The sequence below is a fragment of the Streptomyces sp. LBL genome (assembly GCF_029893585.1).
Lineage (GTDB): Bacteria > Actinomycetota > Actinomycetes > Streptomycetales > Streptomycetaceae > Streptomyces.
On record NZ_JARXYX010000049.1, the window covers coordinates 41140 to 61412 of the forward strand.

Genomic DNA, 20273 nt, shown 5'->3' on the forward strand with positions numbered 1-20273 from the left:
AGTCTGCCATCTGTGTCTCCCCGGGCCCGTGGGCGCGATGAGGCGGCCCTTGCCTTTTCGGTGGACCATCGAAGAGGATGCCCGCGGAGACCGGGGCCCCCGTGTCGGTAATGGCAGGGGCGGACCGCTACCCGGAGTACACACAGGAGACAGCGATGTCCCACGAGGCTCCCGAAACGCAAGAGCCCGAGACCCCGCATCTCGACTTCCACGGCACGACGCCGTACGAGGACTACGTACAGGCGGACGTGCTCACCCACCTCCAGCACACCCTCTCCGACGATCCCGGAGAGATGGTCTTCCTGGTCACGACCCAGGTGATGGAGCTGTGGTTCACCGTCATCGTCCACGAGTGGGAGACCGCGTCCCGGGCCCTGCGCTCCGATGACGTGCCCACGGCGGTCGCCGCGCTGAAGCGTTCCGTACGGGAACTGGAGGCGCTCAACGCCTCCTGGAAGCCGCTCGGCCAGCTCACTCCGGCCCAGTTCAACGCGTACCGCAGTGCGCTGGGCGAGGGCTCCGGCTTCCAGTCGGCGATGTACCGCCGCATGGAGTTCCTGCTCGGCGACAAGTCCGCGTCCATGCTGGTCCCGCACCGGGGCGCGCCGCGCGTCCACGCGGAGCTGGAGAAGGCGCTGCACGAGCCGAGCCTGTACGACGAGGCGCTGCAGCTGCTGGCACGGCGCGGGCACGCGATCCCCGCGTCCGTCCTGGAGCGTGACGTGTCACGGCGGTACGAGCCGTCCGAGGAGGTCGAGGCGGTGTGGACGGCCCTCTACTCGGGTGACGAGAGCGACGAACTCGCCCGTCTCGGTGAGGCGTTGACCGATGTGGCCGAACTGGTGTGGCGCTGGCGCAACGACCATCTCGTCGCCACGCGCAGGGCCATGGGCTCGAAGGCCGGCACGGGCGGCTCCGCCGGGGTGGCCTGGCTGGAGAAACGCGCGCGGAAGAACGTGTTCCCCGAGCTGTGGAGTTCTCGTACATTGGCCACGTGAAGTCACGTAACGTGTGGCCATGAGTCCGCCAGGAGTGGTCACAGGCATGAGCATCCACGCAGCCGGGTACGAACGGCAGTCCGCCGCACGCGCCAACAAGAGCGAAGCAAGCCCCGCCACGCAGCGTGCTGCGAACAAGGGCGAAGCGGATCGACGGAAGGCGGCAGGGGCCGACCTGCACTGGGTCGGCCACTACGAGGACATAGGCATCTCGGCGTTCAGCGGTAAGGAACGCCCGGCCTATGAGCGCCTCCTCAAGGACTGCCGTGCCGGACGCGTGAACATGCTCATCGTCTACTACATCTCGCGCCTGTCGCGGATGGAGCCGCTGGACGCAATCCCTGTCGTCACGGAGCTGTTGAACCTCGGTGTCACGATCGTCAGTGTCACCGAGGGGGAGTTCCGCAAGGGCAACCTCATGGACCTGATCCACCTGATCATGCGCCTTGACGCTGCCCACAACGAGAGCAAGAACCGCAGCGCGGCGGTCTACGGCGCCAAGCAGCTCGCCAAGGAGGCGGGCGGGTACATCGGCGGGACTGCCCCGTACGGGCGCGACCTCACCCCGGAGACTCGCTATACCCCGGACGGCCGTCCGATCGTCGTGCAGACCCTCACGACCCGCCCCGATGAGGCCGACGTGATCCGGGACGTGTGGGCTCTCATCAAGCACCACAAGGAGAACCCCGCCCCGCCCAAGCCCGGCGAAGGGCGGGTTGTGCCCGGCTCAATCGGATGGATCACGGCCATGCTCAACCGGGACGGAGTCCCAACTAGGGGCGCCTCAAAGGGAAAGGCGCACGCGAACAGCGGGTGGCGGGCGAACACCCTCACGCGGATTCTCAAGGACCCCACCCTTGCCGGATACCGCACGGAGGCGGTCTACAAGCTCCGTGAGGACGGTACGCGCACCAACACCGTTGCCGAGTACCGGATTGTGCGCGACGAGCACGGGGAGCCCGTCACAGCGTGGGAACCCATCCTCGCGCCCGCCGACTGGTGGCAGCTCCAAGAGTGGATCAAGGTGCGCTCATCCCGTAAGTGGGACGGCACATCCCGGAACCTGCTCACGTCGATCGGGCTGCTGCACTGCGAGTGCGGACGCTCCATGAAGTCGTCGGCAGCAGTCCGCAGCGACGTACGGCAGAGCATGTACCGGTGCTCGCGCCCGACAGGCATGGAGATTCCCGGCCAGCACAAGGGCACCTCTGCGGTTTCGCAGCCCCTCTTGGATGACTACGTGGCGCGGCGAATCTTCGCGATCATCGGCGCAGCCGAAGACGATGATGACGCTTCGCTGATCCTGCAAGAGGCACAGAAGCGCTTCGGAGAGTCCACGGAAGCGCCGGAGACTGCCCAGGAGCGCGCTGCCCTGGTAGCAGATCGGGCCGACGCTGCGCGGGCGCTGGAAACGCTCTACGACATGCAGCCGTCGTACATGGGCAACGAGATCGGCCGTAGGCGATTCGCCAAGGCCGTGAGCGACCAGGAAGCCCGCATGGAGGCTGCTGAGGAACGCATTGCCGCACTGGCCGCCATGGACACCCCCGAGCTTCCTATTGCGTCATGGCTGGAGCGTGACACCTACGGCGAGGACGACGGGGACTCGATCGGGCCCGGTACGTGGTGGGCCAAGGCGAACCTCAGCGCGCGGCGCGAATTGGTCAAGCTGTTCATCACGCGGGTGGTCGTTCGCAAGGCCGAGACCCGCGAACGGGCGGTGAGGGGGAAGGCTTGGAAGGGGGACCGAGTGGTGATCACATGGGCCGCTGAGGGCCTTGCCGACGAGGAGCGCGACCAAGTGGCGTGATGCTGGTCAAGTAGATGGAGGAAGGGCCCCGTTCGGAGCGATCCGGGCGGGGCTTCGTCATGCAGGGAACAGGAGACCACCCACGACGTAGGGACGGCCATACTCGGCGCCCGGAATCTTGGGGGCTTCGGCGCGCATCTGCACTTCGCGTCCGTGTACCGGCTGGCTCGCTCGCTCGTGGTCCTTGGCGGACAGCCGCACCGAATCGCTGCGAGGGCTCCGGCATGGCCGGGCCAACTGGCATGCAAACAGGCGGTCTTGACGCTGTGCCCCCGACAGGGTGACGCTCGTGCAACCAGGTAGAACCGAGTAGGTCAGGGGTCAAGGTCATGGCTCTAATGTTCTTCGGCAAGGACCCGAATACCAACGGCGACAACTGCCCCACCGTGTGGGTAGACGAGAAGTCGGCCGACATGGTGTTCCAGGGGTGGAAGGCGGACGAGGAGACGGAAGCGGAGTGTCTGACGGTCGGGCACATCCCCGACTCTGAGGCAGTGATCCGCGTTCCAGCGAGCATGGTGCATCTGATCAGGAAGGCGTGTGATGAGGCCGAGCAGCGTTCCGCCGTTCAGTGAGCTGATCGGGGACTGTCACCGCTCCGCTGTGCACCTCGAACTGCGGGACACGTACGAGGGGTACGACGACGGGGGCCGCTTCGCCGAGTGGAAGCAGGCGGGCGGGATCACTCCGGCCTTTGTCGAGGACTTCCGGGTGTGGACCGATCTAGTGCGGGGAGCGGTTGCCCGTGGCGTGGAGATGCGCCGGGCCCGTGTCGTGTCCGAACCGGTCACCGACTACATCCGGTTTGAGTACGAGGCAACACGCCTCAACCAGGAAGCCGGGGAACAGGTGCGGTGGTTGCCGCGAAGGGACGCCGCAACCCTCCTCCTGCCGGGCGCTGATCTGTGGATCTTCGATGACCGGCTGATCAGGTTCGGGCATTTCACCGGAAATGGCGCGCTGGACTGCCAAGAGATGTGCGACGACCCGGCAGTGATCAAGAAGTTCAGCGAGGCATTCGAGGCCGTGTGGCAGCGCGCCACCCCGCACGAGAGGTACACGGTCTAACCGTCCCGGCTCATGCCCCAGTACCAGTCATCAAGTGTCGAGAGCGCCCGCAAAGCGGTAGCGGCACGACTCCGCGAAGTACGCCTAGACGCGGGCCTGAAGGGGCATGAGCTGGCCGACCGTTGCGGCTGGCACAAGTCCAAGACCTCTCGGATTGAAAGCGCGCGTACACCCCCGTCTGACGCGGATATTCGCGCATGGTGTGCTGCCTGCGGGGCGAATGATGAAGCGGCCGACATAGTGGCCGCATCCCGTACGGCGGACTCCATGCATCTGGAGTGGAAGCGCCTACAGCGCACCGGCCTGCGTCGGCTGCAAGAGGCTCGCATCCCGCTCTACCAGCGCACCAAGCTGCACCGGGGCTACGCCTCACACGTCGTGCCGGGACTGTTCCAGACGCCCGCCTACGCCGCCGCGCTGCTCTCATCCATCAGCCGGTTTCATGGCACCCCCAACGACACAGCGGAAGCCGTAGGCGCCCGGATGGCCCGCGCCCGCGTACTGCACGAGGGAACGCACCGCTTCGCGCTGTTGGTCGAGGAAGCTGTCTTGCGCTACCAGGTGGGCGACGCCGCAGCAATGGCCGGCCAATTGGGGCACCTGCTGTCCGTCATGTCGCTGCCCGCTGTCTCCCTTGGGATCATCCCGTTCGCCGCGCGTGAGCGAGGCATGTGGACCCTTGAGACCTTCGACATTTTCGATGATCAGCGCGTGCATGTGGAACTCCTGACGGCTCAGGTAACGCTCACTGCACCCGGCGAAGTGGGGATGTACGTGAAGGCATGGGCAGACCTCAAGGAACTGGCGGTGTACGGCCCGGATGCCCGCGCGCTGGTGACAGCTGCACTCGATGCGGTGCGCTGAGAAGTCGCGTGCAACAACGTAGAACTGGCTAGGAGTTGGTGCTCCTCCATCTCTAGCGTGATTGTCATCGGATCACGCGAGGGGACGCAGATGACGAACCCGATGACCTACCCCGAACGCCCCATCGACTTGCCGCTGAGACTCGGGCGCGACCCTGAGCCGGTCGACGGTTGCGCCGGTTGTCGAGAGCTGGCGAATGTGCGGGACCGTGCACGCGCCGGGGGCGACATGACCACGGTGACTGACTGCAACGTGTACTTGCGGCGCCACCCCGAGGGGCACTGATGGTCACACAAGCTGACATCGGGCAGCGCGTACGCGACGGCGCCGGACGGGTGGGCGTCCTGCGGGAGGTAGACCCTGCGTGGGAGGACCCGGCCGAGTCGCCCGGCGAGTGTCGCGGCTACGGCGTTCCTCTGGCCCGAGGGCGGGGGTCGTGAGTGGACGGCCCCGCCCGGCAGCGTGCAGCGGACCGAATAGTCTCCCGCCGCTCCCGTGACTGCGGCGGCGCAGCGCGGTAGGGGCGGGCTCATACGGCCCCGGTTCGGCGCTCCCCGTGCGCTGAGCCGGGGCTTTCATGTGGCCCTAGAAGGGTGCGGCTCGCTCGCCTACTCTGAGTCTATGACAACACGTTTCCGCAGGTCAGTGCGCCTCTTGCTAGTAGTGCCCAATAGTCGAGTACTCTGGACGGCCCGGTCACATGTCTGAGAGCGGTGGACGGGCTTCTGAACCAGCCTTCAAGGCGCGTGAGTTGGACGCCTCTGACGAACTGGCGGGGGTGCGGTCGCGGTTCGTCCTGGACGACGTGGTGTACCTGGACGGGAACTCGCTGGGCGCGTTGCCGGCGGCCGTCCCCGGGCGCGTCGAGGACGTCGTACGGCGGCAGTGGGGCGAGCTGCGCATCCGGTCCTGGGAGGAGAGCGGCTGGTGGACCGCGCCCGAGCGGATCGGCGACCGGATCGCTCCGCTGGTGGGGTCGGGGGCCGGGCAGATCGTGGTCGGCGACTCGACAAGTGTCAACATCTTCAAGGCACTTGTGGGGGCGGTACGGCTGGCGCGGCTCGGCGACCCGGGTCGTGACGAGATCGTCGTCGACGCGACGACCTTCCCCACGGACGGGTACATCGCCACGTCGGCGGCCCGGATGACCGGGTGCACCCTGCGGCCGGTCACGCCGGCGGAGGTGCCGGGGGTCCTGGGCGACCGTACGGCGGCGGTCCTGTTGAACCACGTCGACTACCGCACCGGCCGGCTGCACGACCTGCCCGCCCTGACCGCCGCCGTGCACGCCGCGGGCGCCGTCGCCGTCTGGGACCTGTGCCACAGCGCGGGCGCCCTGCCGGTCGGGCTCGACGAACACGGGGTCGACCTGGCGGTCGGCTGCACCTACAAGTACCTGAACGGCGGCCCGGGTTCACCGGCGTACCTGTACGTACGCCGCGACCTCCAGGCCCGCTTCGACTCCCCTCTCCCCGGCTGGAACTCGCACGCCGAACCCTTCGGCATGCGCCCGGACTACGAACCGGCCGACGGCGCCCTGCGTGGCCGCGTGGGCACGCCCGACATCCTGTCCATGCTCGCCCTGGAGGCCGCCCTGGAGGTGTGGGACGGGGTCTCGGTCGAGAGCGTCCGGGCCAAGTCCCTCGCTCTGACGGACTTCTTCCTCGAGTGCGTGGCCCGGTACGTCCCGACGGGCCGCGTGGAGTCGCTGACGCCCGCGGCGCACGAGGAACGGGGCAGCCAGGTCGCACTGCGGTGCGCGGACGCGGGCGAGGTGATGGAACGGTTGATCGAGCGGGGCGTCGTCGGCGACTTCCGCCACCCGGACGTCCTGCGCTTCGGATTCACGCCGTTGTACGTCGGTTTCGGGGACGTGGAGCGGGCGGCGCGGGCGCTGGGCGAGACGTTGGGGGCCGGTGGAGGGGCGGCCGGCTGACGCTGACGCGTCGACGGGCGCGTGCGGGTGGCGGGGTGGTACGGGCGGGCGCGCGTGCGGGTGGCGGGGTGGTGGCGGGGTGGTACGGGCGGGCGCGCGTGCGGGTGTCGGTGCGGGGGCGGGGTGGTACGGGCGGGCCGTGCGCGGGTGCGGTGGTGACGGACGGACGGGCGGACGGGCGGGCGGGCGGGCAGGCGAGGTCACGCAGGTGCTGTGTACACGCCCGCCTCCGCCGCCGCGAGCGCCGCGTCCGCCGCGCGTTCGGCGGCGGCCGGGCCGGGAGCGGTTCCGGTGGTGAGGAGGCCGTAGTAGAGGGGCGCCGAGACCGCCCGTACGACCGTCCCCGGGTCCGTCCCGGCGGGCAGCTCCCCGCGGGCGACGCCCTCCGCCACACAGGGCGCCCACTCGGCCACCCGCACCTCGTAGAACCGCCGCAGCGCCTGGGCCGTACGCTCGTCGCACGTCGCCGCGGCGATGACCGCGCGGAACAGCGCGCACTGCCGGGGATCGGCGAGCGTCCGCTGCACCAGCGCGGCGTTCTCCCTCAGGTCCCCGCGTACGGAGCCGGTCCGCGCGCGCGGGAGGGACTGTTCGGCCATGTCGGCGAGCAGATCGGCGACCAGCCCGGTCACCGAACCCCACCGCCGGTACACGGTCGTCTTGCCGACCTCCGCGCGCCGTGCGACATCCGCGAGGTCGAGCCGGTCGAAGCCCTGCTCGGCGAGAACGTCCCCGGCCGCCCGCAGCACCGCCGTACGGACACGTGCGGTGCGCCCTCCGGGACGTACGGTGCCGGGCTCGGCGGACATAACGGCCTCCTTGGGGCACGGACGGGACGAGTGCGGGGGTACGGTGCCAGCGTAACGAAACAGCGGAACCGTTTGACCCTCACCGAGCGTGACATCCCCGGGTCCGCGCACGTCATGGGCCTGATACCGTCCCGGCCTACGGCCGCATTTCCCTTCTGGAAATCCTTCCCGGTCCGCCAAATCCGTTTCGACGCTGAGAGGTTGGAGCATGCCGGACGACGCCGCCGCACACGACGCCGCATCACGTGATGTCGCAGCACATGATGCCGCAGCTGCCCGTGCCGCCGCCGAAGAGGAGTCGGCCTTCTCGCACCCGGCGGTCGCGCCCGACGCCACGGCGGCGTACGGCGACCACCCCGACCAGGTGATCGACTTCTACGCTCCGCACGGTGGGACGGGGCCGGGCGGTCCGGCGCCGCTGGTCGTCCTGCTGCACGGCGGTGCCTGGCGGGCACCGTACGACCGCCGGCACCTCTCGCCGTTCGCGGACTTTCTGGCGCGACGGGGGTTCGGGGTGGCGAGTGTGGAGTATCGGCGTGGGGGTGAGGACGCGGACGAGGGGCAGAGCGGGGGGCGGAGCGGGCCGGTCGCCGGTCGCTGGCCGGACACCTTCGACGACGTCGCCGCCGCGCTGGACGCGCTGCCGGCCCTCGCGCGTGCGGCCCTCCCGCAGACCGACCCGCGCCGCATGGTGGTCACCGGTCACTCCGCGGGCGGCCACCTCGCGCTGTGGGTGTCGGCCCGGCACCTGCTCCCCGCCGACGCCCCGTGGCGTACCGACCGACCGGCCCCGCTGCGGGGCGTGGTCGCCCTTGCCCCGATCGCCGACTTCGAGGTCGCGGAGAAGCTGGATGTGTGCGGAGGTGCCTGCCGCCAACTGCTGGGCGGGGACGAGGCGTTCACCGAACGCCGGCCGTACGCCGACCCGTCCCTCCTGCTCCCCACCGGCATCGCGACGACCCTCGTCCAGGGCCGCAGCGACCTGGTCGTCCCGGAGGCGGTCGCCGAGTCCTACGCGGACGCGGCGGCGAAGGCGGGCGAGGTGGTGGGCGTGACGCTCCTGGAGGACGTCGGCCACTTCCCGCTGATCGACCCGGCGGCGGACGCGTGCGCGGTGGTGGGGGAGGAGATCGCGCAGCTGGCGTGGTGAGTACCCGTAATACCTGAGAGCTACGGCGCAGGTGAGTTCCCTGGCGGGACGCGGACGACGAGCGCGGATCCGTAATTTCCCTTCCAGACAAGCCCGATGGCCGGGCGGACTGGGAGGGGGACGACCGTGGGGATTGAGCTGAAGACCCGTGACAGGTCAGCGGAACTGCGACGTACGGAGAACCTACGGCGCACGGACGCTGGTACGGGCGGTGCTGGGGACGCCGGTACGGACGATGCAGACGTTGGTGCGGGGGCCGATACGGGCGCCGGTACGGACGCCGATACGGACGCCGATACGGACGCCGATATGGACGATGGTGCGGACGCCGAGCGGCGGCGCGCGCACCGATGGCGCCGAGGTCTCCTTGCCGCGCTCGTCACCGCCGCTGTCGTGGTCCCCCTTTCCGCCGCCACCCGACCGGAGGTCCCCGCACCGGCCCCCGCCGCGCTGGGTCTCCTGACCGCGGGCACGCTGGACGAGGCGTACGCGGCGAACCGGGTCAACGCCGAGACAGCGTCCCGAATGGCCGCCCACGGCGACCGGGCACGCGCGGCGGCGGACCGCGCGATAGCCGCCCCTTCCCGGTACCTCCTCGCCTTCGACGGCCGCGGTTCCGGTCGTTCGGCGGAGGTCCTCGGCGACCTGGCCCACGCCGACCGTATTGCGGTCCTGGTCCCCGGTTCGGACACCTCACTCGACACATACGACCGCTTCCGCGCCACGGCGACACAACTGCGAACGGAACTGACCCGACAGTCCGCACAGCGGACCACCGAGACCGCCGGCGACGCGGTCCCCCTTCGTTCCGCGGACCCTCTCCGTTCCGGCGCTCCCCTTCGTTCTGCCGTCGCCTCCCGTTCCGGCGTCGTCTCCCGTTCCGGCGTCGCCTCCCGTACGGCCGGCGTCGCCTCCCGCACCGCCGTCGTGGCCTGGCTGGGCTATGAGACGCCGGGCACGATCAGTACGACGGTCACCACGACCGGCCGCGCCGAGCAAGCCGCTCCGCACCTACGGGAGTTCATACGGCAGCTGCGTGGCATCGTCGGCCGGAAGGCCCGCCTCTCACTGCTGTGCCACTCGTACGGCTCGGTCGTCTGCGGCCGGGCCGCTCCCGGCCTGGACGTGGACGACATCGCCCTGGTCGGCAGCCCCGGCACCGGCGCCGACTCCGCCGTGACGAGCGGCACCATCCGCGTACTGATCGCCGACGACCAGCAGATGGTCCGGCAGGGCTTCACCGTGCTGCTCAACACCCAGCCGGACATCGACGTGATCGGTCAGGCGGTGGACGGTCTGGACGCGGTCGGCAAGGCCGCCGAACTCGCCCCGGACGTCGTCCTCATGGACATCCGCATGCCCGAACTCGGCGGCATCGAGGCCGCCCGCCGCATCACGGGCGAGCGTCCGGACATCAAGGTGCTGGTGCTCACCACCTTCGACCTCGACGAGTACGTGTACGAGGCGCTCAGAGCCGGGGCGTCCGGGTTTCTGCTGAAGGACGCCTCCGCGGACAAGCTCGCCGAGGCGGTACGGGTGGTGGCGGCCGGCGACGCGCTCCTCGCGCCGGGCATCACCCGGCGGCTGATCGCCGAGTTCTCCCGGCTGGACGACCGTCCCCGCGCCCCGCTCAAGGAACGTGTCGGTGGTCTGACCGAGCGGGAGACGGAGGTGCTGGCGCTGATCGCGCAAGGCCTGTCGAACGCGGAGATCGCCGAACGGCTCGTGGTCGCCGAGCAGACGGTGAAGACACACGTGGGCCGCATCCTGGTGAAGCTGGGCCTGCGGGACCGCACCCAGGCGGCGGTGTTCGCGTACGAGTCGGGGCTGGTGCGACCTTCCGGGTACTGACCTGCGCCGACCCCGTGTGCGCGCACCAGCCGGTACTCGTAGTACCTGAGAGGGACGGCGAAGGACCCCTCTCACTGGTGACGACCGCGCCCCCGCCCTCCCGGGTGCCGGAGTCCTCGGATGCCGGAGTCCTCGGATTTCGACGTCCTCGGGTTCCAGGAGCCGGTGGGAGGCCCTGGTCAGGGAGGGAGGTGCCGGTCTAACGTCCGTGCATGGCAGCTGCTTCCTCCCTCGCCTTCGACCCCTGGGACCCGGGGTTCCTCGCCGACCCGTACCCGGCCTACGCCGAACTGCGGGCCAGGGGCCGGGTGCTCCACTACGAGCCGACCGGCCAGTGGCTGGTACCGCACCACGCGGACGTCTCGGCGCTGTTGCGGGACCGACGGCTGGGGCGGACGTACCAGCACCGGTTCACGCACGAGGAGTTCGGGCGGATGGCGCCGCATGAGGAGCACGAGCCGTTCCACGCGCTCAACGACCATGGGTTGCTCGACCTGGAGCCGCCGGACCACACCCGGATCCGGCGCCTGGTGTCGAAGGCGTTCACCCCGCGCACGGTGGAGCGGCTGAAACCGTATGTGCACGACCTGGCGGACGAGTTGGTGACCGCGCTGGTGGAGGCGGGCGGCGGTGATCTGCTGACCGATGTGGCGGAGCCGCTGCCGGTCGCGGTGATCGCGGAGATGCTGGGCATCCCGGAGGCGGACCGGGCGCCGCTGCGGCCCTGGTCGGCGGACATCTGCGGGATGTACGAGCTGAACCCCTCCGAGGAGGCGGCGACGAGAGCGGTACGGGCGTCGGTGGAGTTCTCGGACTATCTGCGGGAGCTGATCGCCGAGCGGCGCAAGGAGCCGGGGGAGGACCTGATCTCCGGGCTGATCGCGGCGCACGACGAGAGCGACCGGCAAACCGGATGGCAATCCGACCGCCGCACCGACCGCGGCACTGACCGGCTCACCGAGCAGGAGATGATCTCGACCTGCGTGCTGCTGCTGAACGCCGGCCACGAGGCCACGGTGAACGCCACCGTCAACGGCTGGTGGGCGCTGTTCCGCAACCCCGGCCAGCTGGCGGCGCTTCGCGCGGACCACTCTCTCGTCCCGTCCGCCGTGGAGGAGTTGATGCGGTACGACACCCCGCTCCAGCTCTTCGAACGCTGGGTGTTGGACGAGATCGAGATCGCCGGGACGACGATCCCGAGGGGAGCGGAGATCGCGCTGCTCTTCGGGTCGGCCAACCACGACACGGAGGTCTTCCGGGACCCCGAGCGGCTCGATCTGACCCGTCGGGACAACCCGCACATCTCCTTCAGCGCGGGCATCCACTACTGCATCGGCGCACCCCTGGCCCGGATCGAGCTGGCGGCCTCCATGACGGCACTCCTGGAGAAGGCACCGACCCTCGCCCTGGCGGCGGAGCCGGAGAGGAAGCCGAACTTTGTGATCCGGGGCCTGGAGGGCCTACCTGTGATCGTCTGACCGGTGATCGTCTGAGACGGCCCGCTTGCCGCCCAGCACCCGTGCGAGCGGGGCGTAGACGAGGGCCGGCAGGACGGCTCCCGCGAGGAACGCCAGCGGGAGCTCGGTGAACAGGACGCTCATGCCCATGCCCTCGTTCTCGAAGCCGCGGCCCAGGTGGATACGGGTGCGGGCTGAGGAGAGCCACAGCAGTGTGGCCGCCAACGCGCCCACCATCGACAGCACACAGCCACCGCACGTCACGACATTCCGGTTCATGCCCGGGAGGACGCGTGTCACCCCCGCGCGGTTCGCACGCCTGTCCAGCCTGTCCACCACAGCAAGCCGGCGGCGGGCGTCGGCCCAGCACATGATCACCCACCGTGAGGGATCACCAGCCCCTCACCTCGGCAAGGTCAACCTCCAGGCCTCTTCCCACACCGTCCACGTCCGTCTCCGTACCGGCCCCGAGACCGCCGCGTCCGCGCGGTAGCGGAAGTCCGCTCCCGAGACGGTCACCAGGCGCCCTCGTGCCAGCAGCGGGGACGCCTCCGCGCCCACCGACACCGGGCGGACCTCCACCGCCGCCGTACCGGAGCCGTCCGGGGTCACGGAGACCGCCTCGACCGGCTGGTCCAGGTCGACCAGAATTTCTCCGTCGACCTCGATGCGCAGCCGGGAGGGCCCGGCGGGGCCGGGGACGGACTGGGCCGGCCGGAGCGGCCGGGCGGGCACGAGAGTCCGTACGAGGGACTGGCACGTCCGCAGCCAGGGACGCGCCGACGCCCCCGAGTCCGGCCCGGAGTCCGCCCCAGGCCCCGCCCCCGCCCTCGACTCCGAATCCGCCGCCGATGCCTCCCGAGCAAGTACCGGCGGTATTCGGAGCGAGCCCAGCACCACCCCGTCGCTCTCGTCCACGAGCAGGTCCAGCCGCCGCTCGGTCCCCTCCAGCACCGCCCGCGCCGCCGCCACGGCCCCGACCGGCACCCCGAGGGAGCGGGCCAGGGACACCGCGCTCCCCACCGGCACGACCGACAGCGCGCACCCCGCCAGCTCCCGCTGCCGGTGCAGCAGGGACACCGTCCGGACCAGCGCGTGGTCGTCGCCTATGACCACCGGTCGCCGTGAGCCCCGCCGCGCCAGCACCCGGGCGAATTCCTCCGGATCCTCCGGCAGACACACCTTCGTTCTCGCCGCACCGGCGCTGAGCACGTCTTTCGCGATCCGTACGGACTCTCCGTCCATCCTCCGGGCGATCGGATCTATGACCACCAACAGCTGGTCGGACGTCGCGAAAGTCACCACCTCGGTCCTGCCTCGCTTCCTCGGGTAGCATCTTTGTGCAAGAGCCCCTTGCGCTATTGCGCCAGGGGCTTCGTCTGTTCCGGGGCATCCGGTCCGACAGGTTGCGGCCAACGAAGGCCGCCGGTGTACGAAACAGGCTGTGCGAGGCACAGTCAATGTGGCGTACGCCCCTGGCCTTGGACATGCCCCGCTCGGAAGGGGTGTACGCGCGTGCCCGCACTTGTGCTGCTCGGTGCTCAGTGGGGTGACGAAGGCAAGGGAAAGGCAACCGACCTGCTCGGTGGCTCGGTGGACTATGTGGTGCGCTACCAGGGCGGCAACAACGCCGGCCACACGGTAGTCGTGGGCGATCAGAAGTACGCCCTCCACCTCCTCCCTTCCGGAATCCTCTCCCCGGGGTGCACCCCGGTCATCGGCAACGGAGTCGTCGTCGACCCGTCGGTCCTGCTCTCCGAGCTGAGCGGACTGAACGAGCGTGGCGTCGACACGTCCAAGCTCCTGATCAGTGGTAACGCCCACGTCATCACGCCGTACAACGTCACCGTCGACAAGGTGACGGAACGCTTCCTCGGAAAGCGGAAGATCGGCACGACCGGTCGCGGCATCGGCCCGACCTATGCCGACAAGATCAACCGTGTCGGCATCCGCGTCCAGGACCTGTACGACGAGTCGATCCTCACCCAGAAGGTCGAGGCGGCCCTCGACGCCAAGAACCAGATACTCACCAAGCTGTACAACCGGCGCGCGATCGCCGTGGAGCAGGTGGTCGAGGAGCTGCTGACGTACGCGGACAAGCTCGCCCCGTACGTCGCCGACACGGTCCTGGTGCTCAACCAGGCCCTGGAGGAGGACAAGGTCGTCCTGTTCGAGGGCGGCCAGGGCACGCTCCTGGACATCGACCACGGCACGTACCCCTTCGTCACCTCCTCGAACCCGACCGCCGGCGGTGCCTGCACCGGCTCCGGCGTCGGCCCGACGAAGATCAGCCGGGTCATCGGCATCCTGAAGGCGTACACGACCCGCGTCGGCGCGGGCCCGTTCCCGACGGAGCTGCTCGACGCGGACGGTGAGGCGTTGCGCCGCATCGGCGGCGAGAGGGGCGTCACGACCGGCCGTGACCGCCGCTGCGGTTGGTTCGACGCGGTGATCGCCCGCTACGCGACCCGCGTGAACGGCCTGACCGACTTCTTCCTCACCAAGCTGGACGTCCTGACCGGCTGGGAGGAGATCCCGGTCTGCGTGGCGTACGAGATCGACGGCAGGCGCGTCGAGGAACTCCCGTACTCGCAGACCGACTTCCACCACGCGAAGCCGGTCTACGAGATGCTGCCGGGCTGGTCGGAGGACATCTCCAAGGCGAAGACCTTCGCCGACCTCCCGAAGAACGCCCAGGACTACGTCAAGGCGCTGGAGGAGATGTCCGGCGCCCCGATCTCCGCGATCGGCGTGGGGCCGGGGCGGAACGAGACGATCGAGATCAACTCGTTCATCTAGGAGGCGCCGGACGGTGGACCGACCCCGCAGACATCGGTCCACCGTCCGCCACGCACCCGGCCACGTGACCGCATCGTGTGCCTGATCTGTCCGGCGACGGGCTGAGGAACTGCTGCGTGTGGCCGATCTCGGCATCGCCGGGGTGGAGGTCGAGCGGTCGCTGTCCGGTCGGGCGCTGGTCCGCCTGACCCATTCGGGCGGGGAGGTACGGACGGCGATGGACTGGGCGTCGGAGTACTGGGGCCCGCGCTCCTGGTTCGCTCTGACCCGCTCGCTGCTGCTCGCCCTCGACACCGGAGCGGTCCTTCTTGTCGACGAACTCGACGCGAGTCTGCACCCCCGCTTCGCGGCAGAGGTCGTACGCCTTTTCCAGTCACCCGGGTCAACCAGGGGCAATACGTCGACGCCTTGGCCGAGATGGCCAAGGAGCGCGGGCCGTACTGGTGGGATGAGTATCGGGACTCGCTCCCCGCCGGTCTTCTGGACATCGCGGAGATGGAACATCACGCGGCTGCCCTGCGGTCGGCTCAGATCATGCACATGCCTGGCATCCTCCAAACCCCCGATTACGTGCGCGGCATCTTCGCTGAAGCGGTGCCGACCATGGAGCCTGCGGACCTGGAGCGGCACGTCGGGTTCCGGATCAGGCGAGCAGCGCTGCTCGACCGCTCAGAGCCGCCTTCATGCGAGTTCCTCGTCCACGAGTCCGTGTTGCGGATGAGGTTCGGCGAGCGGAAGGTTCTGCGCAGGCAGATCGACTACCTGGTGGAGCAGGCCGAGCGGCCCAACATCACCGTCCGGGTCGTACCGTTCAGCGCTGGGGGCTTCGCGAACGCCGGCAGTTCGACGCTCTACGCATGCGGGCCGGTGCCGCGACTGGACACGGTTCAGATCGACGTCCCGACCGGTGTCACCTTCCTTCATGCCGAGACCTACCTTGTGAACTATCGTGCGGTTCTTGACCGTATGCGTGAACGGGCGCTTGAGCCGAAGGCGTCGCTCGACTTCATTCGGCAGGTAGCCAAGGAGATTTGAGGGTTGGGGAACGGTGGAACTTCACTGGCGTAAGTCGTCCGTCTCGGCGGATACCGGGGCCTGCATCGAGGTTGCGGAGGACGACGGCTTCGTCCTTCTCCGTGAGAGTGACGATCCTGGCGTGATCGTCCACACCACGCCCCGGAAGCTGAGGGCCTTCCTCGAAGGGGCCAAGGCGGGGGAGTTCGGCGACTTCACGTAAGCGAGAGGTGCCCCCAAGGGCGGCGGCCTTCACCAAGAGGCGTCACGAGGTCGGGGCATCGCCGATCTGGTGTTCGTTCACCCATTTATTGGCCGCGGCGAGGCCAGGGGCGGTTCCGACAACTTGGTAGTTGAAGCCGTCCCACTCCTCTAGGACACGTGGTTCATCGGGCCGGAGATGGCAGGCTCTGTCGAGCATGATCCGGTGACGACGGTACTCGTCCATGGGCGGGCGCCGTCGCTTGTTGTATGCAGCCAGTGGGTTTTCGACATCGATGCCTGCGACGACACGCGACGGCTGGTTCGGCGGCCCGGGGCGGCGGTGCTTGGCCATGTGCTCGATGGTCTCAGGCCGCGATCGTGGTCGGCCGGGAGGCGGCGAGATCCCTCGCCCGGAACCGTACGTCGTCCACGGCGGCAGTCCGGTACGGGCGCGCGGCGTCCAGCAGGGTGTTGAGCCGGGAGGTCACGAGAGTGGAGTCGATGCGGGCGGCGTCTTCCAGCGCCTGTGCTGGCCCGGGACCGGGCGACCTCCAACAGGAGGCGGCCACGCAGGACGGCGATGGCGCCGGAGGCCGCGACCAGCGCCGCCGCTGACAACGGAGCACCCGAGAGCAGGCTCAGCAGTGTGACGGCAGCTATGCCAAGGACCGCGTCACGCGTGCGGACGAGGAGATTCGCGCACGCGACCGCCGTCAGCACGGCGGTCGCCCACCACCCCGGTGCGAGCGCCCACTCTCCCCAGGCCGTCAGTGCGGTCAGTCCCGCATAGCACGCCAACCGAAGGGCGAGCGGATAGGTGGGGGCGATCCACTGGCTCACGGCGAACAGGGCCGCAAAGAGGCCGAGGGCACCGGAGTTGAGCACCACGAGCCCGGCCGGAAGGCCCATCGCCGTATAAGCGGGGCCGATCAATGTGATGAGCAGGATGAAGAGGCCGCCGGGGTAGGGATCGTCGGCATGGATCATCGGCCCGTGCCAAGGCCTTGGACGTCCCGAGGGGATCACCACCTCAGTGTGCGGCTGACCTGGCCCTCAACTGGTCCGGCGGAAGAGCATGATGAACACGATGTAGGCGATCGCGGCCACCATCACCATCCAGTAGTAGGGATTGCCGCTGCGACCGGAAGCGAGTTCGCCGATGAAGGCACTCAGGTTTCCCACCGTGAGGATCACGCCCACGCCGGCCAAGGCGCGCAGGTTGATCGAGTGGGAGCGTTCGTCCGGATGGGCGACGGCCTCGCGGTAGCCCTCACTGCGGTGTGCCAGCACGAGTAACGTCAGGCTGCATAACGCCATGACGTCGAACACCACGAGCCCGACGCCGACATGGCCGCCAACGGACGCAGTCACCAAGCAGAACACACCGAGACCTCCGACCGCCTTCCAGACCTTCCTGGACCAGCAAGGAATCCCCCGGTCGAAGTCCTGGCGCACCCTCGGCACCTGACCCCGATCGACCAAGTCCGCGACAGAGTCGAGGACTTGACCGGACTCTGCCATGCCCTTCATAGTGATGATCGAAACAGAACGATTAAGTGCAAGCTGTTTCGCTGCAGATTTTTACGCCAACATTCGGCAAAATTCGCCAACGGGTCTGCCCACCGCCTGCCCCGCGCCCCGTGCAGCGCAGATGATCCGGACGCGGCTTGGTGACCCCCATCAGCGAACAAGGCGGATCGGCCTATTGCGGCAGCGGGACGCTGAGCCGCATCGAACCGAAGCAGCCCGGGAATCGCAGGTGGAGTTGGCGACAGCGGCATATGGCGAGTCATCAGATGTGACTTCGCCGGTACATCAAGACCGCCGGCTGACCCGGATCTCCGAACCCAGGTCGCCGTCTACACGGCCTACACAGGTCAGCGTGGCCATGCCGCGGGTGAACCGGGAGCTGTACATCCCGCGCGCGTGGACCGACCAACCCGAAGCCGCGGTGGTAGTCCTCCAGCGGTAGGGAGGCGATTGCGTCGGGATCGATCACCGGCCGGTCGCGGTGCGGCTGGGTGATCCAGACGGAAGGGCATTCCTGACGGTAAAGAAGGGCAGATTCCATGTCAACGTCGAGTGAAACATCATGAGTTGAAGATGCCTATGCGATGCTTTCTTCTCTCTCTGTCGCTGCTTGTCGAAACGTCGTGAACGGAGTTTTCCATGCAGAAGGTCATCGACTACATCGAAGAACATCGAAAATCGTACGAGAATCATGAATTCTTCACCCGCCTGCTCGCCGACGAGTCACTCCCCGGAGAAAGGCGTCTGGCGTGGGGGCCCAGCGTGGTTCCCTTCATCATGGGCTACTCCGACCTGAACAAGTACGTCTTCCGCAAAGACGAAGGCAATGCCCGGCCCGATCAGCTGCAGGCCCTTCTGAACGCGCACACGTACGAAGAGGACTTCCACTGGCAGTGGATGCTGACCGACCTGGAGAAGCTGGGGGCCGACAGCAGCATGCCCCTGTCGGACGCCACGCGGGTCCTGTGGAGCGCGGACTTCAGCCACTCGCGACGTCTATGCCTGGAGCTGGCCGCGCTCGCCGCGGGAGCCCCCACTTACGCCGTTTTCGCGATGGTCGAGTCCATCGAGGCCGTCTCCATCACGATCTTCACCCACTGCCGGGGAATCGCCCTGCAGGACGGTCGCGAATGTGAGTTCTTCGGCACGAAGCACTACATGGCGGAGGCGTCGCACAGCATAAAGTCGCCCGAGGTGGAAAAGAAAAGCCTGCCGTCTCTCGACGACGCACAGCGCGAGGAGGCCAAGCGGATGGTGGACCGCACGTTCTCGCTCTTCGACAACTGGTCCGGCTCGCTCCTGCGGTTCGCTCTCGAAAGCGGGGACCACGAGCGCACGTACGAGAGGGTGATTCAGGAGAGCAAGGACCTGCTGCCGGAAGCCGAGGCGGTGGCCGCGGCCGCCTTCTAGCCTCGATCGTTACAAGTCAACTGCTGTTCTCCTTTGACAACGAGTCGTATGTCCAGTCGGCTGTCGCCTGGATTTCATGCGCCTGGGGGAGCCTGACGGTGAAAATGGCGCCGTTTCCGGGCGGGCCGGCTCCCAGGGGGCTGTCGAAAAATAACTCCTGGATCTTGGTGGGTGTCATGGGGCTGTGAGGTCGTGTCCGGCGATCCCAGCGAGTTGTTGAGCCGTGGTCACGGCGAGAGGGCCGGTGGGAACGGTGTGGCCGAGTGCGGCGAGGACGGGGGCGGTGTCCCGGAGGGGCGCGCCGATCCTGTTCTTGGCCAGGCCGGCGGCCGGGTCACCCTGCACACGCACCGGGACCACGCCGCAGCCGCCCTCGAAGTGACCGACACGGGCACCGGTATCGCAGAAGGGTGCAGATCCAATGAGGGTTCTGGCGATCACGCGGCTGGTATGAGGGTGCCGCGGTAGCGGGCCTTGTGGTTTCGGGTGAACTCCTGGTTCTCGTGCCAGGCCCAGTAGGTGTCGAAGTCGCCCTCCGCATGCCGACGGGCGCTGCGGTTTATGCCGCCCGGGGCGGTGCGTTCGAGTCGGACCTCGCGCTCCGCCTCGCCGGTGCCGAGGCGGAGGTCCTGCACGCCCAGCTCTGCTACCGGAATTCATTCGCAGTGCATCGGCCTTTATGCCGGTGGTGAAGCGAATCTGATGGTGGCGACGCGGAGCGTCGCCGCGTCTGGTCCGGCGGAGCCGGACACCGCAGTTCCTTGCCTGTGGTGCGGAGCGTCGGGATCGCTGGTCCCGGCGGAGCCGGGCTGTGCTCATACCGGCCGGTTCTGCTGTTCGATGTACTGCCTGACCACGGTGAGCGGGGCGCCGCCGACGGTTCCTGCGAAGTAGGAGCCGGACCACAGCTTGTTGGCCCGCCAGTAGTGGCGTACGAGGTCGGGGAACTCTTGGCGTAGGCGGCGGGAGGAGACGCCCTTGAGGGAGTTGACGAGCTTGGTGACGGTGACCTTGGGCGGGAAGTTCACCAGGAGGTGTACGTGGTTGTCCTCGCCGTTGAACTCCACCAGCGTGCACTCGAAGTCCGCGCATACGGACCGCATGATCTCCTCCATGCGGGTCAGATGAACATCGGTGAACACTCTGTGCCGGAACTTGGTCACGAAGACCAAGTGAACATGCATCACGAAAGCACAGTGCCGACCAGTTCTGATCTTCTGCATCTCACCCATAACCCAAGTATGCAGCGTGGCCGTCATGCAGCTTCGGTACAGCTTTCGCGTGCGACACGAGGTCGCACCATTCAAGTGGGCAGCCCGGTCTCAACTGGGCTGTCCCAGACCAGTGTTCTGAGGTCTGGCCCCACGCTCACA

General features: G+C 68.4%; 24 protein-coding genes and 2 pseudogenes. 16 read left to right on the forward strand and 10 right to left on the reverse strand.

Going from position 1 to position 20273, the window contains the following annotated elements:
• Positions 1 to 155 precede the first annotated feature (155 nt).
• The 8 genes and pseudogenes from M2271_RS39055 to kynU all read left to right on the forward strand — a co-directional run bounded on the left by M2271_RS39055 (position 156) and on the right by kynU (position 6676).
• Positions 156 to 998: a tryptophan 2,3-dioxygenase family protein gene (locus M2271_RS39055; protein ID WP_280892210.1), complete on the forward strand. Its 843-nt coding sequence runs from the start codon at positions 156 to 158 to the stop codon at positions 996 to 998.
• Positions 999 to 1044: 46 nt separating this feature from the next.
• Positions 1045 to 2808 carry a recombinase family protein gene (locus M2271_RS39060; RefSeq protein WP_280892211.1) on the forward strand — a complete coding sequence of 588 codons (1764 nt, stop codon included), beginning with the start codon at positions 1045 to 1047 and terminating at the stop codon, positions 2806 to 2808.
• Positions 2809 to 3146: 338 nt separating this feature from the next.
• Positions 3147 to 3383, forward strand: coding sequence for a hypothetical protein (locus M2271_RS39065; RefSeq protein ID WP_348539229.1), 237 nt, complete (start codon positions 3147 to 3149; stop codon positions 3381 to 3383).
• A complete protein-coding gene (locus tag M2271_RS39070) occupies positions 3352 to 3876 on the forward strand; it encodes a DUF6879 family protein (protein ID WP_280892213.1) in 525 nt (174 codons plus the stop codon). The genes M2271_RS39065 and M2271_RS39070 overlap by 32 nt, the downstream gene beginning before the upstream one ends.
• Before the next feature lie 12 nt (positions 3877 to 3888).
• Positions 3889 to 4095 (forward strand): annotated as a pseudogene (locus M2271_RS42675) (helix-turn-helix transcriptional regulator); the annotation flags it as partial.
• Between the two features lie 48 nt (positions 4096 to 4143).
• Positions 4144 to 4740, forward strand: a complete 597-nt coding sequence (locus M2271_RS39075; RefSeq protein WP_348539230.1) for a DUF5753 domain-containing protein — start codon at positions 4144 to 4146, stop codon at positions 4738 to 4740.
• Positions 4741 to 4830: 90 nt separating this feature from the next.
• On the forward strand, positions 4831 to 5025 hold the full coding sequence (locus tag M2271_RS39080; RefSeq protein WP_280892215.1) for a hypothetical protein: 195 nt from the start codon (positions 4831 to 4833) through the stop codon (positions 5023 to 5025).
• 415 nt (positions 5026 to 5440) lie between these two features.
• Positions 5441 to 6676 (forward strand): kynureninase, encoded by a 1236-nt coding sequence (gene kynU / locus M2271_RS39085; RefSeq protein WP_280892216.1) that lies wholly within the window; start codon positions 5441 to 5443, stop codon positions 6674 to 6676.
• 200 nt (positions 6677 to 6876) lie between these two features.
• Here kynU and M2271_RS39090 read toward each other — a convergent pair whose 3' ends face one another.
• Positions 6877 to 7485: a TetR/AcrR family transcriptional regulator gene (locus M2271_RS39090; RefSeq protein ID WP_280892217.1), complete on the reverse strand. Its 609-nt coding sequence runs from the start codon at positions 7483 to 7485 to the stop codon at positions 6877 to 6879.
• A gap of 208 nt (positions 7486 to 7693) precedes the next feature.
• On the opposite strand from M2271_RS39090, the gene M2271_RS39095 reads away from it, so the two are divergent.
• Positions 7694 to 8635 carry an alpha/beta hydrolase gene (locus M2271_RS39095; protein WP_280892218.1) on the forward strand — a complete coding sequence of 314 codons (942 nt, stop codon included), beginning with the start codon at positions 7694 to 7696 and terminating at the stop codon, positions 8633 to 8635.
• A 183-nt stretch (positions 8636 to 8818) separates the two neighbouring features.
• On the opposite strand, the gene M2271_RS39100 is transcribed toward M2271_RS39095, so the two are convergent.
• On the reverse strand, positions 8819 to 8983 hold the full coding sequence (locus M2271_RS39100; RefSeq protein ID WP_280892219.1) for a hypothetical protein: 165 nt from the start codon (positions 8981 to 8983) through the stop codon (positions 8819 to 8821).
• Positions 8984 to 9160: 177 nt separating this feature from the next.
• Between M2271_RS39100 and M2271_RS39105 the strand changes: the two genes are divergently transcribed.
• Both M2271_RS39105 and M2271_RS39110 read left to right on the forward strand, forming a co-directional pair.
• On the forward strand, positions 9161 to 10486 hold the full coding sequence (locus M2271_RS39105) for an alpha/beta hydrolase (RefSeq protein ID WP_280892238.1): 1326 nt from the start codon (positions 9161 to 9163) through the stop codon (positions 10484 to 10486).
• Between the two features lie 212 nt (positions 10487 to 10698).
• The gene (locus M2271_RS39110; RefSeq protein ID WP_280892220.1) at positions 10699 to 11964 is read left to right on the forward strand and encodes a cytochrome P450; all 1266 of its coding nucleotides are present in this window, start codon (positions 10699 to 10701) and stop codon (positions 11962 to 11964) included.
• Here the strand turns inward: M2271_RS39110 and M2271_RS39115 are convergent.
• On the reverse strand, positions 11947 to 12222 hold the full coding sequence (locus M2271_RS39115) for a hypothetical protein (protein ID WP_280892221.1): 276 nt from the start codon (positions 12220 to 12222) through the stop codon (positions 11947 to 11949). The two genes, M2271_RS39110 and M2271_RS39115, sit on opposite strands and share 18 nt — an antisense overlap.
• Before the next feature lie 123 nt (positions 12223 to 12345).
• Entirely contained in the window at positions 12346 to 13248 is a 903-nt protein-coding gene (locus tag M2271_RS39120; protein WP_280892222.1) for a diacylglycerol kinase family protein, read from the reverse strand.
• A gap of 210 nt (positions 13249 to 13458) precedes the next feature.
• Between M2271_RS39120 and M2271_RS39125 the strand changes: the two genes are divergently transcribed.
• The 4 genes and pseudogenes from M2271_RS39125 to M2271_RS39140 all read left to right on the forward strand — a co-directional run bounded on the left by M2271_RS39125 (position 13459) and on the right by M2271_RS39140 (position 15979).
• Positions 13459 to 14742: an adenylosuccinate synthase gene (locus M2271_RS39125; RefSeq protein ID WP_280892223.1), complete on the forward strand. Its 1284-nt coding sequence runs from the start codon at positions 13459 to 13461 to the stop codon at positions 14740 to 14742.
• A gap of 217 nt (positions 14743 to 14959) precedes the next feature.
• Positions 14960 to 15061, forward strand: a pseudogene (locus M2271_RS39130) (hypothetical protein); the annotation flags it as partial.
• 98 nt (positions 15062 to 15159) lie between these two features.
• Positions 15160 to 15777 (forward strand): DUF5753 domain-containing protein, encoded by a 618-nt coding sequence (locus M2271_RS39135; protein ID WP_280892224.1) that lies wholly within the window; start codon positions 15160 to 15162, stop codon positions 15775 to 15777.
• Positions 15778 to 15790: 13 nt separating this feature from the next.
• Positions 15791 to 15979 carry a DUF397 domain-containing protein gene (locus tag M2271_RS39140; protein ID WP_280892225.1) on the forward strand — a complete coding sequence of 63 codons (189 nt, stop codon included), beginning with the start codon at positions 15791 to 15793 and terminating at the stop codon, positions 15977 to 15979.
• A 42-nt stretch (positions 15980 to 16021) separates the two neighbouring features.
• On the opposite strand, the gene M2271_RS39145 is transcribed toward M2271_RS39140, so the two are convergent.
• The 3 genes from M2271_RS39145 to M2271_RS39155 all read right to left on the reverse strand — a co-directional run bounded on the left by M2271_RS39145 (position 16022) and on the right by M2271_RS39155 (position 17481).
• Positions 16022 to 16312, reverse strand: a complete 291-nt coding sequence (locus M2271_RS39145; protein WP_280892226.1) for a DUF6087 family protein — start codon at positions 16310 to 16312, stop codon at positions 16022 to 16024.
• A 13-nt stretch (positions 16313 to 16325) separates the two neighbouring features.
• A complete protein-coding gene (locus M2271_RS39150; protein WP_280892227.1) occupies positions 16326 to 16448 on the reverse strand; it encodes a hypothetical protein in 123 nt (40 codons plus the stop codon).
• A 565-nt stretch (positions 16449 to 17013) separates the two neighbouring features.
• On the reverse strand, positions 17014 to 17481 hold the full coding sequence (locus tag M2271_RS39155) for a hypothetical protein (protein WP_280892228.1): 468 nt from the start codon (positions 17479 to 17481) through the stop codon (positions 17014 to 17016).
• 648 nt (positions 17482 to 18129) lie between these two features.
• On the opposite strand from M2271_RS39155, the gene M2271_RS39160 reads away from it, so the two are divergent.
• Entirely contained in the window at positions 18130 to 18900 is a 771-nt protein-coding gene (locus M2271_RS39160) for a hypothetical protein (protein ID WP_280892229.1), read from the forward strand.
• A 174-nt stretch (positions 18901 to 19074) separates the two neighbouring features.
• Here M2271_RS39160 and M2271_RS39165 read toward each other — a convergent pair whose 3' ends face one another.
• From M2271_RS39165 to tnpA, 3 genes are all read right to left on the reverse strand, one after another.
• A complete protein-coding gene (locus M2271_RS39165) occupies positions 19075 to 19341 on the reverse strand; it encodes a hypothetical protein (RefSeq protein ID WP_280892239.1) in 267 nt (88 codons plus the stop codon).
• Complete coding sequence (locus M2271_RS39170; RefSeq protein ID WP_280892230.1) at positions 19338 to 19535, reverse strand: hypothetical protein; 198 nt, start codon at positions 19533 to 19535, stop codon at positions 19338 to 19340. Before M2271_RS39170 ends, M2271_RS39165 begins: the two co-directional genes overlap by 4 nt.
• A 180-nt stretch (positions 19536 to 19715) precedes the next feature.
• A complete protein-coding gene (tnpA, locus tag M2271_RS39175) occupies positions 19716 to 20132 on the reverse strand; it encodes an IS200/IS605 family transposase (RefSeq protein WP_280892231.1) in 417 nt (138 codons plus the stop codon).
• Between the last annotated feature and the right edge of the window lie 141 nt (positions 20133 to 20273).

Bases quoted from the DNA above. Each gene is read 5' to 3' on its own strand.
- M2271_RS39160 (WP_280892229.1), top strand. From the start codon at position 18,130: ATGCAGAAGGTCATCGACTACATCGAAGAACATCGAAAATCGTACGAG.
- M2271_RS39145 (WP_280892226.1), bottom strand. From the start codon at position 16,312: ATGGCCAAGCACCGCCGCCCCGGGCCGCCGAACCAGCCGTCGCGTGTC.
- M2271_RS39155 (WP_280892228.1), bottom strand. From the start codon at position 17,481: ATGGCAGAGTCCGGTCAAGTCCTCGACTCTGTCGCGGACTTGGTCGAT.
- M2271_RS39095 (WP_280892218.1), top strand. From the start codon at position 7,694: ATGCCGGACGACGCCGCCGCACACGACGCCGCATCACGTGATGTCGCA.
- M2271_RS39115 (WP_280892221.1), bottom strand. From the start codon at position 12,222: ATGAACCGGAATGTCGTGACGTGCGGTGGCTGTGTGCTGTCGATGGTG.
- M2271_RS39075 (WP_348539230.1), top strand. From the start codon at position 4,144: ATGCATCTGGAGTGGAAGCGCCTACAGCGCACCGGCCTGCGTCGGCTG.
- M2271_RS39110 (WP_280892220.1), top strand. From the start codon at position 10,699: ATGGCAGCTGCTTCCTCCCTCGCCTTCGACCCCTGGGACCCGGGGTTC.
- kynU (WP_280892216.1), top strand. From the start codon at position 5,441: ATGTCTGAGAGCGGTGGACGGGCTTCTGAACCAGCCTTCAAGGCGCGT.
- M2271_RS39080 (WP_280892215.1), top strand. From the start codon at position 4,831: ATGACGAACCCGATGACCTACCCCGAACGCCCCATCGACTTGCCGCTG.
- M2271_RS39135 (WP_280892224.1), top strand. From the start codon at position 15,160: ATGGCCAAGGAGCGCGGGCCGTACTGGTGGGATGAGTATCGGGACTCG.
- M2271_RS39060 (WP_280892211.1), top strand. From the start codon at position 1,045: ATGAGCATCCACGCAGCCGGGTACGAACGGCAGTCCGCCGCACGCGCC.
- M2271_RS39055 (WP_280892210.1), top strand. From the start codon at position 156: ATGTCCCACGAGGCTCCCGAAACGCAAGAGCCCGAGACCCCGCATCTC.
- M2271_RS39105 (WP_280892238.1), top strand. From the start codon at position 9,161: ATGGCCGCCCACGGCGACCGGGCACGCGCGGCGGCGGACCGCGCGATA.
- M2271_RS39065 (WP_348539229.1), top strand. From the start codon at position 3,147: ATGTTCTTCGGCAAGGACCCGAATACCAACGGCGACAACTGCCCCACC.
- M2271_RS39090 (WP_280892217.1), bottom strand. From the start codon at position 7,485: ATGTCCGCCGAGCCCGGCACCGTACGTCCCGGAGGGCGCACCGCACGT.
- M2271_RS39070 (WP_280892213.1), top strand. From the start codon at position 3,352: ATGAGGCCGAGCAGCGTTCCGCCGTTCAGTGAGCTGATCGGGGACTGT.
- tnpA (WP_280892231.1), bottom strand. From the start codon at position 20,132: ATGGGTGAGATGCAGAAGATCAGAACTGGTCGGCACTGTGCTTTCGTG.